Genomic DNA, 14,040 nt, shown 5'->3' with positions numbered 1-14,040 from the left:
CACTCCCTTCGGCACTGGTTTCGGCACTGGCCGGCCACCTCCGCCGCCGAGGCCGACCACGGCGATGACCATGGGGCTCGTCGTTGCGTCCCCCTCATTTGATGGCCCCCATCGAGAGGCCGCGTATCATTCGCTTCTGGGCCACCCACCCGGCCAGCACGACAGGAAGCGTGGCCAGCGTGGAGGCGGCCGACAGTTTGGCCAGGAAGTTTCCCCGGGTACTGACGTTGGAGGTCACCCAGATGGGAATCGTGGAACCGTCCACGGGATTGAGCTGAACGGCGAGAAAGAACTCGTTCCACGCGAAGATCACGCACAGCAACGCGGTGGCCGCCAATCCGGGGGCGACGATGGGCAGGATGACCGAGGTGATTTGCCCTCGGAGCTTGGCTCCGTCGATCTGCGCCGCCTCGATGAGTTCTCTGGGCACCTCGCTGAAGAAGGAACGGAGCATCCACACGGCCAAGGGCAGATTCATGGCGGTGTAGAGCAGGACCAGCACCAGGCGAGTGTTCAGCAGGTCGAGTTCGCGGGCGATGATCCACAGCGGCAAGATGGCCGCCACCACGGGCAGGAACTTCGTGGAGATGAAGAAGAACAGCACATCGCGCCACTTGGCCACCGGCTTGATAGCGAGGGCATACGCCGCGGGCACGGCGAGAATCAGCACCAAGACCGTCGAGATCGAGACCGCCCAGAAGGAGTTCATGAAGGCCTCGCGAAAGCCGAGAAGGCCCTGGGTCTGTGAGGTCACCTCGTCGAAGCGGTCGAGGGTCGGATCGAAGATCAGTTTGGGGTCGGTGTTGGCGTCGATCTCCTCCTTGAAGCCGTTCAGCACCATCCAGAAGATGGGGAAGAAGAACACCAGCGCGATCACCCAGCTCAACAGCCCCAAGACGAACGAGGTCGCCTGGTTGCGACCCACCTCGACCCCGGTGGCACCCGCCCTCACGGCTTCTCCCCCTCGAGAAGGTTGGACAGGACGCGCAGGCCGAAGGTGGCGATGATGATCGAGGCGATGACCACGACGATGCTGTAGGCCGATGCCTGCCCGAATTGCCACCCGCCGCCGATGGAGCGTTGAAACACGAAGTAGGGCACGTTGGTGGAATCAGGTCCCCCGCCGGTGATCACGTCCACGTAGTCGAACACCTGGATCAGATAGATCGATCCCAACAGGATGCCGAGTTCGAGATAGGGTCGAAGCTGCGGCAGCGTGATCTGGAAGAACATGGCCCTGCTGGAGGCGCCGTCCACCCGGGCTGCCTCCAGGACGGACTGGTCCTGGCCCTGCAATCCCGCCAGCACGATGAGCATCATGAACGGGGTCCACTGCCACACCAGCACGGCCACGATCGACCAGAGCGGCCAGCGGGTCACGAACTCGATCCGCTCGAATCCGACGACGTCGAGCAGCCAATTCAACACACCGAAGGAGGAGCTGAAGACCTGCGTCTTCCACACCAGCCCCGCCACCACCGGCATGACCAAGAACGGGGTGATCAGCAGCGTCCGCACAAACCCCTGCCCGAAGAACTTCCGGTCGAGCAGTAAGGCGAGCAGGGTGCCCAGCAGCAGGGAGAGCAACACCGCGGAAACCGTCATCAGCACGCTGGTCCACACCGCCTCGCGGAAGAACCGGTTGTCGAGCAGATCGACGTAGTTGTCGAAGCCGATGAACGTCCGCGGCTCGGGGGGGACGATCTTCCACTCGGTCAGGCTGTACCAAAGGCTCAGCAGAAACGGCACCTGGGTGACGACGATGGTGAACAGCAGTGCCGGGATCAGGGGGAGACGGCGCCGCCATCCCTCTCGCCGCTGCAGCTTCTTGAGCTGCTCCTCGCGATCGGTTGACTGCGACACCAGACCCCCCTTCCCGCTGATTGCGTTCACGTCACCCTAAGCCGTGGCTGCCACCACATTTGCCGGAACCCCACCGGCGGTGTCGCGGGCGGGGTTCCGGCCATGTGACCCAAGTGGCTAGCTGCTCACCTCCGAGGCGATGTCCTGGCAGGCGCTGAGCGCGGCGTCGACACTGATCGACCCGGCGATGGCCGCCGAGAACTGCTCGGTGCAACGAGTGCCCACGTCCTGGAACTCGGGAACCCCTACGTACTGCACGCCGGGCAGGCCGGGACGGGGCGTGGTACCCGGATTGTCAATGGGTGCGGCCAACATGGCGTCCAGGGTCTTCTGGGCGAAGGCGGCGGCCGCAGCCTGATAGTTCGGGTTGGCATACGTGGACTCGCGGGTTCCCGGCGGAACCGCGGCCCAACCACCGGGCAGCGTTTCGCCGGCCGCGTTGATGTACTCCTCGCTGGTGGCCCAGCTCACGTACTCCCACGCAGTGTCGGCATCCGAGGCGTTCTGAGGAATGGCCAGCGCCCAGGCCCACAGCCAGCCGGAGGCGTCGGTGACCTTGGTCGGCGCCAAGGCGAAGCCGTTCAGTCCCTGCACGGGGCTGTCGTCGGCCTCGAGGATGCCGGCCGCCACCGTGGCGTCGTACCACATGGCTACTTCGCCGTTCTGGTAGAGGCTCAAGCACTCGTTGAAGCTGGCGTTGGCGGCGTCGTCCTGCCCGGCGTCCTCGATGAGTTGGACGTAGAACTCCAAGGCCTCGCGGAACTCGGGTCGGTCGACCTGCGCCTCACCGATGGAGCCGTCGGCGTTGGCCAGCCACCACGTGCCCCCGAACGTGTTGAGCACCGTGGTGAAGGAAGCACCCAGATCACCCCAACCCGGCTTGCCCCGGAGGCAAATGCCCGCCATCTCGTCGGAATCCACGGAACGGGCGATCTCGGCCAGCTCTTCCCAGGTGGGTGCGGCGGGCATGGTCAACCCGGCCGCGTCGATGACGTCCTGGCGGTACATGACGAAGGAAGACTCGGCGTAGAACGGCGCGGCGTACAGGCTGCCCTCGAACGAGAGCCCGCCTCGAACCGCGGGGATGATGTCGTCCACGTTCCACTCGGGTGTCCGGGAGGCGAACTCGTTGAGGTCGTAGAGCCAGCCGTTGGCTCCGAATTGGGGAGCCTCGAACATGCCGATCATGACCACGTCGAACTGCTCGCCGCCCGCACCCACATCACGGGTGACGATCTCCCGGAGCGTCTGCTCCTCCAAGAACGTGTAGTTGACGGCGATGCCGGTCGAGGCCGTAAACAGATCGGGGGTGAGGCTGGCGATGTCCTCCATTTGCGGGTTGCCCACGATGGCGACGTTGATCGAGCGATCCTGGTCGACCACGGCGGGTTCCTCGGAGCCCGAATCGTCGTCCGACGGGGCCGGCGCCGCGGGAGTCTCCTGCGAGACGGCGTCACTCGGTGCCTCGGCATCGTCGTCGTCACCGCACGCGGCGGCGATCAGGGCAATCGAGGCCAGCACGCTCAACACCATGAGCCATGCGCCCCGTCCCCTTCGGCTGGTTCTGTTCATTGATCCTCCCCCTTGGGTAGCAACCGGCAAGAGACAACCCTGCCGGCGGTCATTCTGCGGCAGAGTAGTTGGGTTTGCTTGGATTTGCAAGCTTTTGTGTTGGAATAGCGGCCATAACAGGGCGAATAGGTAATTGTGAGACCTTTGTTTATGTTGGTGTAGGCTGCGTGGCCGTGCCCGTGCAACGGACTGCCGTCGCCCTTCGTGCGAACTCGCTGCGCCGCCTGAGCCCGTCGGTGGACGTGCCCACCTATGACCGGAGCCGACTTCAACGCAGCGTGATCCACATCGGCGTGGGGGGCTTCCACCGCTCTCACCTGGCCACCTACATACACGAGCTGTGCCAGGCCGGCCATCGGGACTGGTCGATCATCGGCGCCGGCGTGCTGGCCGACGATCAGGCCATGGCCGAGGTCCTCGGTGCGCAGGATTGCCTCTACACCCTCATCACGCGGGCTCCCCTGTCCACCGAAGTCGAGATCATCGGCAGCATCGTCGATTACGTGCACGCCGTTCCCCGGGCCGACCGCCTGATCGCATCCATCGCCGATCCGGCCACGCAGATCGTGTCCCTGACCATCACCGAGGGCGGCTATCCTGTGGACGACCTCTCCGGCGCCTTCCTGCCCGAATCCCCCACGGCGGGGGCCGATTCCGCCTTCGGCATTCTCGCCGCCGGTCTCCACCAGCGCTACCTGCAGGGTGGCCCCGGCCTCACGGTGTTGAGCTGTGACAACATCGCGGGCAACGGTGGGGTGAGCCGTACCGCCACCCTGGGCGAAGCCCACCGCGTGAGCGACGCCCTGGCGGACTGGATTGACCGTTCGGTCTCGTTTCCCAACAGCATGGTCGACCGCATCACACCGGCGACCACCGACGCCGACCGGGACTGGCTGGCAACCGACGTCGGCGTCATCGACGGTTGGCCGGTGGTCGCCGAGAGCTTTCGACAGTGGGTGCTCGAAGATGAATTCGCAGGCGGTCGCCCACCCCTGGAACAGCTCGACGTGTTGACCACCACCGATGCCCGCCCTTATGAGCTGATGAAGCTCCGACTGCTCAACGCCGCCCACTCCTGTGTCGCCTACCTCGCCGCCCTCGATCGGGCGGAGACGTTGGACGCGGCCATGGCCGTCCCCGAGTTGCACGCCTACACCCACGAATTCCTCACCCGAGAGGCCTGTCCCGTCTTGCCCCCGGTTTCGGGGATCGACCTCAACGACTACATCGACTCGGTCATCGAACGCTTTTCCAACGCCGCCATCGGCGACCAGATTGCCCGCCTGTGTTTGGACGGATCGGCGAAGTTCCCCAAGTTCTTGCTGCCGACACTGCGCTCCCAACTGCAGGCGGGCGGGCCAATTGAGTTGGGGGCCTTGGCCTTGGCCGCCTGGTGCCACTACCTGGGGGGAGCCACGGATGGTACTGAGAATGTCGCAGCCGACCCGATGCTCGAAAGAGCCGTCGATCACGCTCGCCGGGCCCGACACAACCCGACGGCCTTCCTGCAATTCGCCGAGGTGTTCGGGGACGATCTGCCGCGGTCGCCGCGGCTGCTCGATGCCTTCACCCGGGCGTACCGTTCATTGCAGGCCAACGGGGTACGCTCTGCCGTAGACGCCGCCCTCCTCAGAACCAGAGGCCACCCCCATGAACCGGACGAATGATCCGCCCTCCCCCGCCCTGTTCCAGACAGAGCGACAGCGGGAGATCATGGGCATGACGCTGCAGCACGGACGGGTGGAAGTGGGAGAGTTGGCCGATCGATTCGGAGTGACCACCGAGACCATTCGCCGAGATCTGTCCGACCTCCAGCACCAGCGGGTCGTTCGCCGGGTCCACGGCGGGGCGATCCCCTGGGAAACAGCCGGCTTCGAACCCCTCCTGTCGGTGCGCGCCGACCAGCATGACGCCGAGAAGCGCAGGCTGGCCCAAGCGGCCCTGAACGAGCTTCCCGATTCAGGGGCCATCATCATCGACTCGGGCAGCACCCTGACCCGGTTCGCCGAGGTGCTCCCGCGGGGCTGCGACCTCAGGGTGGTGACCAACTCCCTCCTCACCGCTCAGGCGCTGGCCGACCACGAGTCGGTGGACGTCATCGTCATCGGCGGCAAGCTCCGTAAGAACACCCTGGCCATGGTCGACGCCGACGCCATCGGGGCCGTTTTGCCCTTGACCGTGGACACGTTGTTCATCAGCAGCGACGGCCTGTCGGCGGCCAACGGCTTGACCACGCCGTACCGGGAGGAAGCCGCCCTGAAGCAGGCCATGATCCACGCTGCCCGGCGCGTGGTCGCCCTCGTGGATCACTCCAAGGTCGGACACGACCACTTCGTCCGCTTCGCCGATTGGACCGATGTGGATGTGCTGATCACCAACCGCGAGGTGGACCCGGAAGTGGTCACCTCGATCGAGTCGGGTGGCACCACCGTGCTGCTGGCGTGACCCTTTCCGCAGAATCAGCCCGGGCCCGCCATCTCGAGACCGTTGCCATCGAGGTTGCCTCCACGGCCGCGGACTACGTTCGGAGTCGCAGTGGCCAGGCGACGCCGGCCAGGACCAAATCCTCTCCGACCGACGTGGTCACCCACACCGACATGGAGTGCGAGCAACTCATCCGCTCCGAACTCCTGGCCCGCACTCCGGGATCATCGATTGTCGGAGAGGAGTTCGAAGACGACAGTGGCGGCAACAACGTGGGCTGGATCGTCGACCCCATAGACGGGACGGTCAACTTCCTCTACGACCTTCCGGTCGTTTCCGTCAGCATTGCGGCCACCATCGAGGGGCGGACCGTCGCCGGTGCCGTGGCCGACATCCACCGGGACGAGGTGTTCTCGGCCGCCCGGGATGCGGGGGCCCGATGTGCGGGTGAACCCATCTCGCCCACCGGGATCGGCGATCTCCGGAATGCGCTGGTGGCCACCGGCTTCGCCTATGACGCCGAGCTGCGGGCCGCTCAGGCGGTGGTCCTGACCCGCCTGCTGCCCGTTTGCCGCGACATCCGCTGCATGGGCTCCGCCGCCTTGAACCTGTGCTGGGTCGGGTGTGGTCGCCTCGATGCCTACTTCGAGCGTGACCTGAAGCTGTACGACTATGCCGCGGGCATCCTGATCGCCGCCGAAGCCGGAGCCGGTGTCGAGCCCCCCTCCGAGCGGGCCGGCAACCTCACTATGGTCGCCACCCCCGGTCTCTTCGACTCGCTCAGCAGGGTGCTCAACCGGGCCAGGTAGCGGACCTCGGGGTGTGCCTCCCCCTCCACAGGGCCAACAGCGACGAGTCGTCCGCTTCCGCCTCCTCGGCCAGCCGGCTGACCGCGACCACCGCCTCCCACCGGTGCAACTCTTCGGGGCACCCGGCCAGGACATCGCCCATGGCGCCCAGATAGGACTCGTGGAGGGCTCGCAGGACGGGCGGTGCCATCCGAGGCAGGTGGGGCCTCTCCGCCGAATGGTCAAAGGGACGAATCAGGAGCGACGACCGAACGACGTCGGCCACCGGATGACCGACCGCGGCATCGAACCAATCAATGGCCACCGGCCCCGACGGGCTCATGAGGACGTTGCCCGGGTGGAGATCACCGTGCAGAAGGGCCGCGCCGCGGGGAAGCCCCTCCAGTGCCCGCTGGGCCTCGGCCCGCTCGTCGGCGGCCAGTTGCTTGAGTTCCGCGACCTTTGTCGTCATTCTCTCCACCAGGGCAGGCACCTCCAGCGGAAGTCCGGCTCGCAAAATGCTCCCGTGGACGTCAGCCAGCTCTTGGCCGAATGCGGCGGGCGGGCGGGCCTCCTCCACGATCAGCTCCCACATCGACGGCCCCTCCACCCTCTCGAAGACGATGGCATCCCGACCGTCCACCTGCACGACCTCCAAGACCGCCGGGGCAGGCGCGCCCAGTTCGCGCACCGCGGCGGTGAACGCCGCCTCTTGGCGGGCCCAATGCCCGGGCACCGCGGGTCGGGGGACCTTCACCACCGCACCCGGTCCGCAGTGAAACACGTCCGACGTCCGGCCCACCGCCAGTAGCGACCCCGGCCGCATCATCGGTCGCTCAGGCCAGCATGCCGCCGTCGATGACCAGCACGGCGCCGGTGATGTAGGAGGCGGCGGGCGAGGCCAGAAAGGCCACCGGCAGGGCCACCTCGTCGGGGGTGGCCCAACGGCCCAACGGGATGCCGAGGCCGGCCTCGGCCACCACCTCGTCCTTGTCGTAGCTGTCCCAACCGCTGGTGTCCACGAATCCGGGGGCCACGGCGTTGACCCGCACGCCGTGGGGGGCCCACTCCCGGGCCAGGGCCTTGGTCTGCTGGAACAGCCCGCCCTTGGCCGCCGAGTAGGCCGCCATGCCCGGCAGGTGGCGCAACCCCGACAGGGAGCCCACGTTGACGATGCTGCCCGATCCCCGCTCGATCATCGTGCGGCCGAACGCCTGGGACACCAGAAACGGCGCCGTCAGGTTGAGGGCCACTGTCTTGGACCAACCCGGCTCGGCAATGTCCTGGGCCGGGGCGGTGAACCGGGCCCCACCGGCGTTGTTCACCACCACGTCCACCGGGCCGATCGCCCCGGTGACGTGTTCGGCCGCGGCGGCCACCGCGTCGGCGTCGGTGACGTCGCAGGGGGCGATGGCCACCTCGGCCCCGCTTGTTCGCAGTTGCCGGGCCAGCTCTTCCAGTCGATCGGCCCGGCGAGCGATCAACCCCACGCGGGCCCCCTGGGCGGCCAGCACCCGGGCGATGGCCCCGCCGATGTCGCCCGAGGCCCCCGTGACCACCGCGCCCCTGCCCTCCAGCGGGCGTGGCGTGCTCATGTCAGCCTCATGTGACGCTCATGTGAGGCTCACCGGGAGGTGCTCCAGGCCCCGGCTCAGCATGGTGGGGACCCACACCTCGGGTTCGGGGCCCAGCTCCAGGTTGGGCAGGCGGCGGACCAGGGCGTCCAGGGCGATGGTGCCCTCCAGGCGGGCCACCGACGCCCCCAGGCAGAAATGCAGGCCGAAGCCGAAGCCGATGTGGTGGTTGGGCTCCCGGGTGATGTCGAACCGGTCGGGCTCGGCGAACACCTCGGGGTCCCGGTTGGCGGCGTGCTGCACCAGGTACACCATGTCGCCGGCGGGCAACGTCTTGTCGCCCATCTCCACCGCGTCCACCAGGGTCCGCACCTCCATCTTGGACGGTCCGTCGAACCGGAGGATCTCCTCCACCGCCGGCTTGATGAGCCCCGGTTCGGCCCGCAGGCGGGCGAGCTGGTCGGGATGCCCCAACAGCACCCGCATCCCGTTGCCGATCAGGTTGGTGGTGGTCTCGTGCCCGCCGAACAGGAACAACACGCAGTTGGCCACGATCTCGGGGTCGGCCAGGGCATCGTCGCCCTCGGTGGCCTCCACCAGGTTGGAGATGATGTTGTCGGCCGGCCGGCGGCGGTAGTGGTCCACCAGCTCCCCCAGGTAGGCGGCCAGTTCGATCAGCCCCTGCTGGGCCCGGGCCCGCCGGTCTCCCACCCCCCGGGCGCCGAACACCAGGATCATCACGTCGTCGGACCAGTCCTTGAAACGGTCGCGGTCGTCGGCGGGCACCCCCATCATCTCGGCAATGACCACCGCGGGGATGGGGTAGGCGAAGTCCTCGATGAGGTCGAATCCGGACCGGGTGGCCAAACCGTCGATCAGCTCGTCGACCACCTCCACCACCCGCGCCCGCCAGGCCTCCACCGCCCGGGGGGTGAACGCCCGGCTCACCAGGCGGCGCAACCGGGTGTGGTCGGGCGGATCCCGGAACACCAGCCAGTCCATCAGCACGTCGTAGGTGGGTTGGCGCTGGGCCCTTTGTTCCTCGGTCAGCCGGTCGTAGGCCGGCCGGATGCGCTCGGAGGAGAAGCGGTCATCCCGCAGGGCGTCCAGCACGTGGTCGTAGCGGTGGATGAACCACGCCCGGTACTGCTCGTTCCAGTGCACGGGGTCGTGGGTGCGCAGGGCGGCGAAGTAGGGGTGGGGGTCGGCGATTCGCTCGGGCGAGAGAACCTCGTCGTCGGGGATGGCCGTTGGCCGGTCGTCGGTCGGCGGATTGCTCATCGGGCTTCGCTCACGACCGGGCTCCGGGGCCCTCAAGCACGGTCACCACGCAAGCGTTGCCGTCGATGCCCGCCGTGCCCCCGCCCATGGTCTCCACCGCGCCCAGGCGCGCGCCGGGCACCTGCCGGTCGCCTGCCTGCCCCCGGAGCTGCCACACGATCTCGGCGATCTGGGCCAACCCGGTGGCCCCCAGCGGATGCCCCCGCGACAGCAGCCCTCCCGAGGGATTCACCGGCTGGGCTCCCCCCAGGGTGGTGTGGCCGGAGGCCACCAGCGGGCCACCCTCCCCCAGCCCGCACAGGCCCAGGGCCTCGGTGGTGATGATCTCGCCGATGGTGAAGGCGTCGTGGACCTCGAACACCTCGATGTCGCCCGGCCCCACCCCGGCGGCCTCGTAGGCCCCGGCGGCGGTGTCGGCCACGATGTCCCAGCCCCACACCTTGTCGGTGGTGTGGTCCCACAACCGGCCCGAGCGCAGCGCGCTGGACCGGATGACCACCTCGCCGGCCGGCTCCGGCGAGCCCCGCCGGGGTCCGATCACCGCGGCGGCAGCGGCGTCGGCAATCGAGCAGCACTGGAACAGCGTGATCGGGTCGGCCACCAGGCGGCTGCCCAGCACCTGTTCAAGGGTGACGGCCTTGCGGTGCTGGGCCCGGGGGTTGCCCACCGCGTGGCCCCGGTTCTTGACCGCCACCGACGCCATCTGCTCGGGGGTTGTGCCGAACTCGTGCTGGTAGCGGGTGGCCGACATGCCGTAGATGCTGGGCATGGCGAAGCCCTGGGCTCCGTCGGGATCGGAGGCGATGGGGCTGATGGCGCCGTCGAAATGGGCGGTCATGGTCTCGATGCCGAAGGCCAGCACCCGCTCGTAGCGGCCGGTGTCCACCGCCAGGCGGGCCTCGTGGAACGCGGTGGTGCCGCTGGCGCAGGCGTTCTCGATGGTGACCACCGGCACCTCCACGATGCCGATCTGCTGGAGGCTGCGGGTGACGGTGCCGGGATCACCGAACACCGTGCCCGCGTACACCGCCTCAATGTCGCCTGCGGCCAGGCCGGCGTCGTCCAACGCCTCGACGGTGGCCTGCCAGGCCAGCCGGGGGCCGCCCAGGGAGGTCTGCTTGCCGAAGGCCGACGTCCCCACCCCCCAGATGGCCGAATTCGCCAAGGTCATAGCGTCGCGGCGGTCATAGCGTCGCGGCGGTCATAGCGTCGCCGGGGTCATGGCGTCGTTCGGGTCACGACGGGATCGCCGTGGCCATTCCATCCGGCCAACCTCACCCGACAGCCGGGGACCAGGGCCTCGTCGGGGCCGTGGACATGGGCCAGGATGCGGGGCCCGTCGTCCACATCCACGTAGGCCAGGGTGAACGGTGGCGGGCGACCGGGCACCGGTATCCGCAAGACAGTGGAGCTGAAGACCGTGGCGGCGGGGCCGAAGTCGGCGGGCGCCATCACCTCGTGACCGCACACCGGGCACCGGGGCGGTGAGGTGGCCATGGGGTGGCCGCACCGGTGGCAACGGGAACCCACCAACACCACCGCGTCATCGCGGACGGCCAGCTCGGGACGGGGGTCGGCCCCGGTCCGCTCCGGCGGGGTGGTGGTCACCACGGGCACGGGGGCAATCTACCAAGCGCCCTGGCCGGGCTTGCGACTTGGGCTCGCGCCCCTCATCGTTTTACAGCCCCCGCCGTTGCCGCCTACGCTGCGGGCCGTATCGCTCGCCAGGGGGTATCCATGGGCATCGAAGGACTGCGTTTCGTCATCACCGGCTCGGCCACCGGCATCGGGGCGGCCACCGCCCAGGTGGCCGCCGACAAGGGGGCCAAGGTGATGGTGTCGGACCTCAACGACGACCAGGGCCGGGCCGTGGCCGACGAGATCAACGCCTCCGGCGGCACCGCGGCCTACACCCACTGCGACGTCACCGACCCCGCCGAGGTGGACGCCCTGATGGCCGCCACCGCCGAGGCCTTCGGCGGCATCGACGTGCTCCACAACAACGCCGGCATCCACGAGACCGGGCTGGCCTCCCCCGAACAGTGCAGCCTGGAGGGCATGCCCCTGGACGTGTTCAAGAAGGTGGTCGAGGTGAACGCCGTGGCCCCGTGGATCTGCTCGAAGGCCGCCCTGCCCTACCTCAAGGAGAGCGACTGGCCGTCGATCATCAACGCCGCCTCCACCGGCGCCCAGTCGGCCTATCCCAACAACTCGGCCTACGGCACCTCCAAGGGCGGCATCCGGTTGCAGACCCAGAATCTGGCCGTGGACCTGGCCCCGCTGGGTATCCGGGTGAACTGCTACGGCCCCACCGCCATCGCCACCGACATGGTCACCGAGTTCGTCAAGCAGTCCGACGACCCGGTGGCCTTCGAGCGGTCGCTGATCGCCACCTCGCTCATCCCCCGGCTGGGCCTGCCCTCCGAGGTGGGTGAGCTGGTGTGCTTCTTGGCCTCCCGGGAGGCCGGTTTCATCAACGGTGCGTACATCTTGATCGACGGTGGCTCGCTGGCCTGGCGGGGCACCGTGGACCAACTGGGAATGGAGTGATCCAATGGCAGACAAGCAAGCAGTGACCGAGCTGTTGAACCACGCCGGGGTGGCCTACGACGTGGGCGACAGCGACTTTCTGATCGGGATGTTCGCTCCCGACGACCCGGTCTTCGAGATGACCATCGCGGGCGGTGATCCGATCACCTTCGAGGGCACCGAGGCCATCGCCGGCCTGTTCAGCGGAGCCATGGAGGAGCAGACCGACCAGCGCCGCCACGTGGTCACCAACCTCTACTTCGAGAACGAGACCAAGAAGTCGGTGACCGCCGTCAGCTACCTGGTGCTGATCACCGTGGAGAACGGCCAACTCACCGTGCTCTCCAGCGGCGTCTACACCGACGACTGCGTGCGGGTGGGCAAGGAGTGGAAGATCAAGAAGCGGTCCTTGGCCCTCGACCTGCCCTACTAGCAGGGGGCCGGCCATGAACATCGGCCAGATCCCGGCCAAGTGGGCCCGCCAGAAACCCGACGGTGAGGCCGTCATCGACGCCACCACCGGCACGAGGGTCACCTTCGCCGCCTTCGACGAGCACGTGCGGCGGCTGGCCAATGGCCTGGTCGGGCTGGGCCTGCAGCGGGGCGACCGGGTGGGCATCTTGAGCCAGAACTCGGTGGAGTACGCCGCCCTGTACTTCGCCTGCGGCCGGTCCGGCCTGGTGGCCCAGCCCATGAACTGGCGGTTGTCGGCCCCCGAGCTGGCCAAGATCGTGAACAACGGGGAACCCCGGGCCTACATCACGCAGGGGGCCTACGCCGCCGAGGCGGCTGAGCTGTCGGGCCTGGTGGGTTCGGTGGAGCACTGGCTGCAGTACGGCGACGGCGGCGACGGCACCTACGAGGAGCTGGTGGCCGGAGCGTCGGACGCTGAACCCGAGGCCTCCTTCGAGGTGGGCGGCGACGACCCCCTGTTCATCCTCTACACCGGGGGCACCACCGGGGAGTCCAAGGGGGCGCTGCACAGCCACCGCAGCGTGTGGTTCGGGATGCTCAACCAGACGGTGGCCGAGCGGATCGTGCCCAGCGACGTGTACATGCTCACCGGCCAGATGTTCCACATCCCGGTGGTGCTGGCCATGAACTACCTGGCCCACGGTTGCCCGCTGGTGCTGATGAACTTCGACGCCACCTTGGCCCTGGAACTCATCCAGGCCGAGCGGGTGTCGGCTTTTCTGGGCGTCACCACCATGTTGAACTGGATGATGGCGGTGGAGGGGTTCGACACCTACGACATCTCCAGCCTGCGCAACATCCAGTACGGCGGGGGGCCCATGCCCTCTCGGGTCATCACCGAGGCCATGGACAAGTTCCCCTGCACCCTCATTCAGGGGTACGGCCAGACCGAGGGCACCACCATGTGCTTCTTGTCCCAGGAGGACCACATCCGCGCCATCCGCGACGGCCATCGCCCCGAGCGGCTGCGTTCGTGCGGCCGGGAGGGCTTTGTGACGTCGGTGCGGGTGGTGGACGAGAACGGCGTGGACGTGCCCGGTGACGGAAAAACTCCGGGCCAGATCATCGTGCGCTCCGAGGCCAACATGCTGGGCTATTTCCGCCGCCCCGACCTGACCGCCGACACCATCAAGAACGGCTGGATGTGGACCGGCGACATCGCCACCTGGGACGAGGAGCGTTACGTGTCCATCGTGGATCGGGCCAAGGACATGATCATCTCCGGCGGCGAGAACATCTACTCGGTGCAAGTGGAAGAGGCCATCGCCACCCACCAGGCCGTGCTGGAGACGGCGGTGATCGGCGTGCCCGACGACACGTGGGGCGAGTCGGTGATGGCCTACGTGGTGCTCAAACCGGGCACGAGCGCCACCGAGGAGGAGATCATCGACGCCGCCCGCCGGAACCTGGCCTCCTACCAGAAGCCCCGCACGGTGGAGTTCGTGGACGAACTGCCCAAGGCCCCCACCGGCAAGATCCTGAAGCGGGTGCTGCGCGACCCCCACTGGACCGACCAGGAACGCCAGGTCTGACGG

At 67.9% G+C, this 14,040-nt stretch carries 14 protein-coding genes; 6 read left to right on the top strand and 8 right to left on the bottom strand.

Features of this window, described 5'->3' with window-relative positions:
- Nucleotides 1-94: 94 nt before the first annotated feature.
- The 3 genes from ACOQPQ_RS03090 to ACOQPQ_RS03080 all read right to left on the bottom strand — a co-directional run bounded on the left by ACOQPQ_RS03090 (nucleotide 95) and on the right by ACOQPQ_RS03080 (nucleotide 3,435).
- Nucleotides 95-952: a carbohydrate ABC transporter permease gene (locus ACOQPQ_RS03090; RefSeq protein WP_420637980.1), complete on the bottom strand. Its 858-nt coding sequence runs from the start codon at nucleotides 950-952 to the stop codon at nucleotides 95-97.
- Nucleotides 949-1,863, bottom strand: coding sequence for a carbohydrate ABC transporter permease (locus tag ACOQPQ_RS03085; protein WP_420637979.1), 915 nt, complete (start codon nucleotides 1,861-1,863; stop codon nucleotides 949-951). The genes ACOQPQ_RS03090 and ACOQPQ_RS03085 overlap by 4 nt, the downstream gene beginning before the upstream one ends.
- A gap of 117 nt (nucleotides 1,864-1,980) precedes the next feature.
- Nucleotides 1,981-3,435 carry an ABC transporter substrate-binding protein gene (locus tag ACOQPQ_RS03080; RefSeq protein WP_420637978.1) on the bottom strand — a complete coding sequence of 485 codons (1,455 nt, stop codon included), beginning with the start codon at nucleotides 3,433-3,435 and terminating at the stop codon, nucleotides 1,981-1,983.
- Between the two features lie 173 nt (nucleotides 3,436-3,608).
- Here ACOQPQ_RS03080 and ACOQPQ_RS03075 point away from each other — a divergent pair, with 173 nt between their 5' ends.
- The 3 genes from ACOQPQ_RS03075 to ACOQPQ_RS03065 are packed head-to-tail and all read left to right on the top strand — an operon-like array spanning nucleotide 3,609 to nucleotide 6,668.
- Nucleotides 3,609-5,102, top strand: a complete 1,494-nt coding sequence (locus ACOQPQ_RS03075) for a mannitol dehydrogenase family protein (protein WP_420637977.1) — start codon at nucleotides 3,609-3,611, stop codon at nucleotides 5,100-5,102.
- Nucleotides 5,086-5,880 carry a DeoR/GlpR family DNA-binding transcription regulator gene (locus tag ACOQPQ_RS03070; protein ID WP_420637976.1) on the top strand — a complete coding sequence of 265 codons (795 nt, stop codon included), beginning with the start codon at nucleotides 5,086-5,088 and terminating at the stop codon, nucleotides 5,878-5,880. The genes ACOQPQ_RS03075 and ACOQPQ_RS03070 overlap by 17 nt, the downstream gene beginning before the upstream one ends.
- The gene (locus ACOQPQ_RS03065; protein ID WP_420637975.1) at nucleotides 5,877-6,668 is read left to right on the top strand and encodes an inositol monophosphatase family protein; all 792 of its coding nucleotides are present in this window, start codon (nucleotides 5,877-5,879) and stop codon (nucleotides 6,666-6,668) included. The genes ACOQPQ_RS03070 and ACOQPQ_RS03065 overlap by 4 nt, the downstream gene beginning before the upstream one ends.
- On the opposite strand, the gene ACOQPQ_RS03060 is transcribed toward ACOQPQ_RS03065, so the two are convergent.
- From ACOQPQ_RS03060 to ACOQPQ_RS03040, 5 genes are read right to left on the bottom strand one after another with little or no spacing between them, the layout of a single operon-like run.
- On the bottom strand, nucleotides 6,652-7,476 hold the full coding sequence (locus tag ACOQPQ_RS03060; RefSeq protein ID WP_420637974.1) for a phosphotransferase enzyme family protein: 825 nt from the start codon (nucleotides 7,474-7,476) through the stop codon (nucleotides 6,652-6,654). The genes ACOQPQ_RS03065 and ACOQPQ_RS03060 overlap by 17 nt on opposite strands.
- 7 nt (nucleotides 7,477-7,483) lie before the next feature.
- Nucleotides 7,484-8,242, bottom strand: a complete 759-nt coding sequence (locus ACOQPQ_RS03055) for an SDR family NAD(P)-dependent oxidoreductase (protein WP_420637973.1) — start codon at nucleotides 8,240-8,242, stop codon at nucleotides 7,484-7,486.
- 18 nt (nucleotides 8,243-8,260) lie between these two features.
- Nucleotides 8,261-9,502: a cytochrome P450 gene (locus tag ACOQPQ_RS03050; protein WP_420637972.1), complete on the bottom strand. Its 1,242-nt coding sequence runs from the start codon at nucleotides 9,500-9,502 to the stop codon at nucleotides 8,261-8,263.
- A 10-nt stretch (nucleotides 9,503-9,512) separates the two neighbouring features.
- Nucleotides 9,513-10,673, bottom strand: coding sequence for a thiolase family protein (locus tag ACOQPQ_RS03045; protein ID WP_420637971.1), 1,161 nt, complete (start codon nucleotides 10,671-10,673; stop codon nucleotides 9,513-9,515).
- A 47-nt stretch (nucleotides 10,674-10,720) separates the two neighbouring features.
- Nucleotides 10,721-11,119: a Zn-ribbon domain-containing OB-fold protein gene (locus ACOQPQ_RS03040; RefSeq protein WP_420637970.1), complete on the bottom strand. Its 399-nt coding sequence runs from the start codon at nucleotides 11,117-11,119 to the stop codon at nucleotides 10,721-10,723.
- A 120-nt stretch (nucleotides 11,120-11,239) separates the two neighbouring features.
- Between ACOQPQ_RS03040 and ACOQPQ_RS03035 the strand changes: the two genes are divergently transcribed.
- From ACOQPQ_RS03035 to ACOQPQ_RS03025, 3 genes are read left to right on the top strand one after another with little or no spacing between them, the layout of a single operon-like run.
- Nucleotides 11,240-12,052: an SDR family NAD(P)-dependent oxidoreductase gene (locus tag ACOQPQ_RS03035; protein ID WP_420637969.1), complete on the top strand. Its 813-nt coding sequence runs from the start codon at nucleotides 11,240-11,242 to the stop codon at nucleotides 12,050-12,052.
- Nucleotides 12,053-12,056: 4 nt separating this feature from the next.
- Entirely contained in the window at nucleotides 12,057-12,464 is a 408-nt protein-coding gene (locus ACOQPQ_RS03030) for a nuclear transport factor 2 family protein (RefSeq protein WP_420637968.1), read from the top strand.
- A 13-nt stretch (nucleotides 12,465-12,477) separates the two neighbouring features.
- Nucleotides 12,478-14,037 (top strand): AMP-binding protein, encoded by a 1,560-nt coding sequence (locus ACOQPQ_RS03025; protein ID WP_420637967.1) that lies wholly within the window; start codon nucleotides 12,478-12,480, stop codon nucleotides 14,035-14,037.
- Nucleotides 14,038-14,040: the final 3 nt, after the last annotated feature.

Origin of the sequence: Candidatus Poriferisocius sp. (genome assembly GCF_965219775.1) — a bacterium.
Taxonomy (GTDB): Bacteria; Actinomycetota; Acidimicrobiia; order Acidimicrobiales; family Bin134; genus Poriferisocius.
This window is presented reverse-complemented; position numbering and strand designations above follow the sequence as displayed.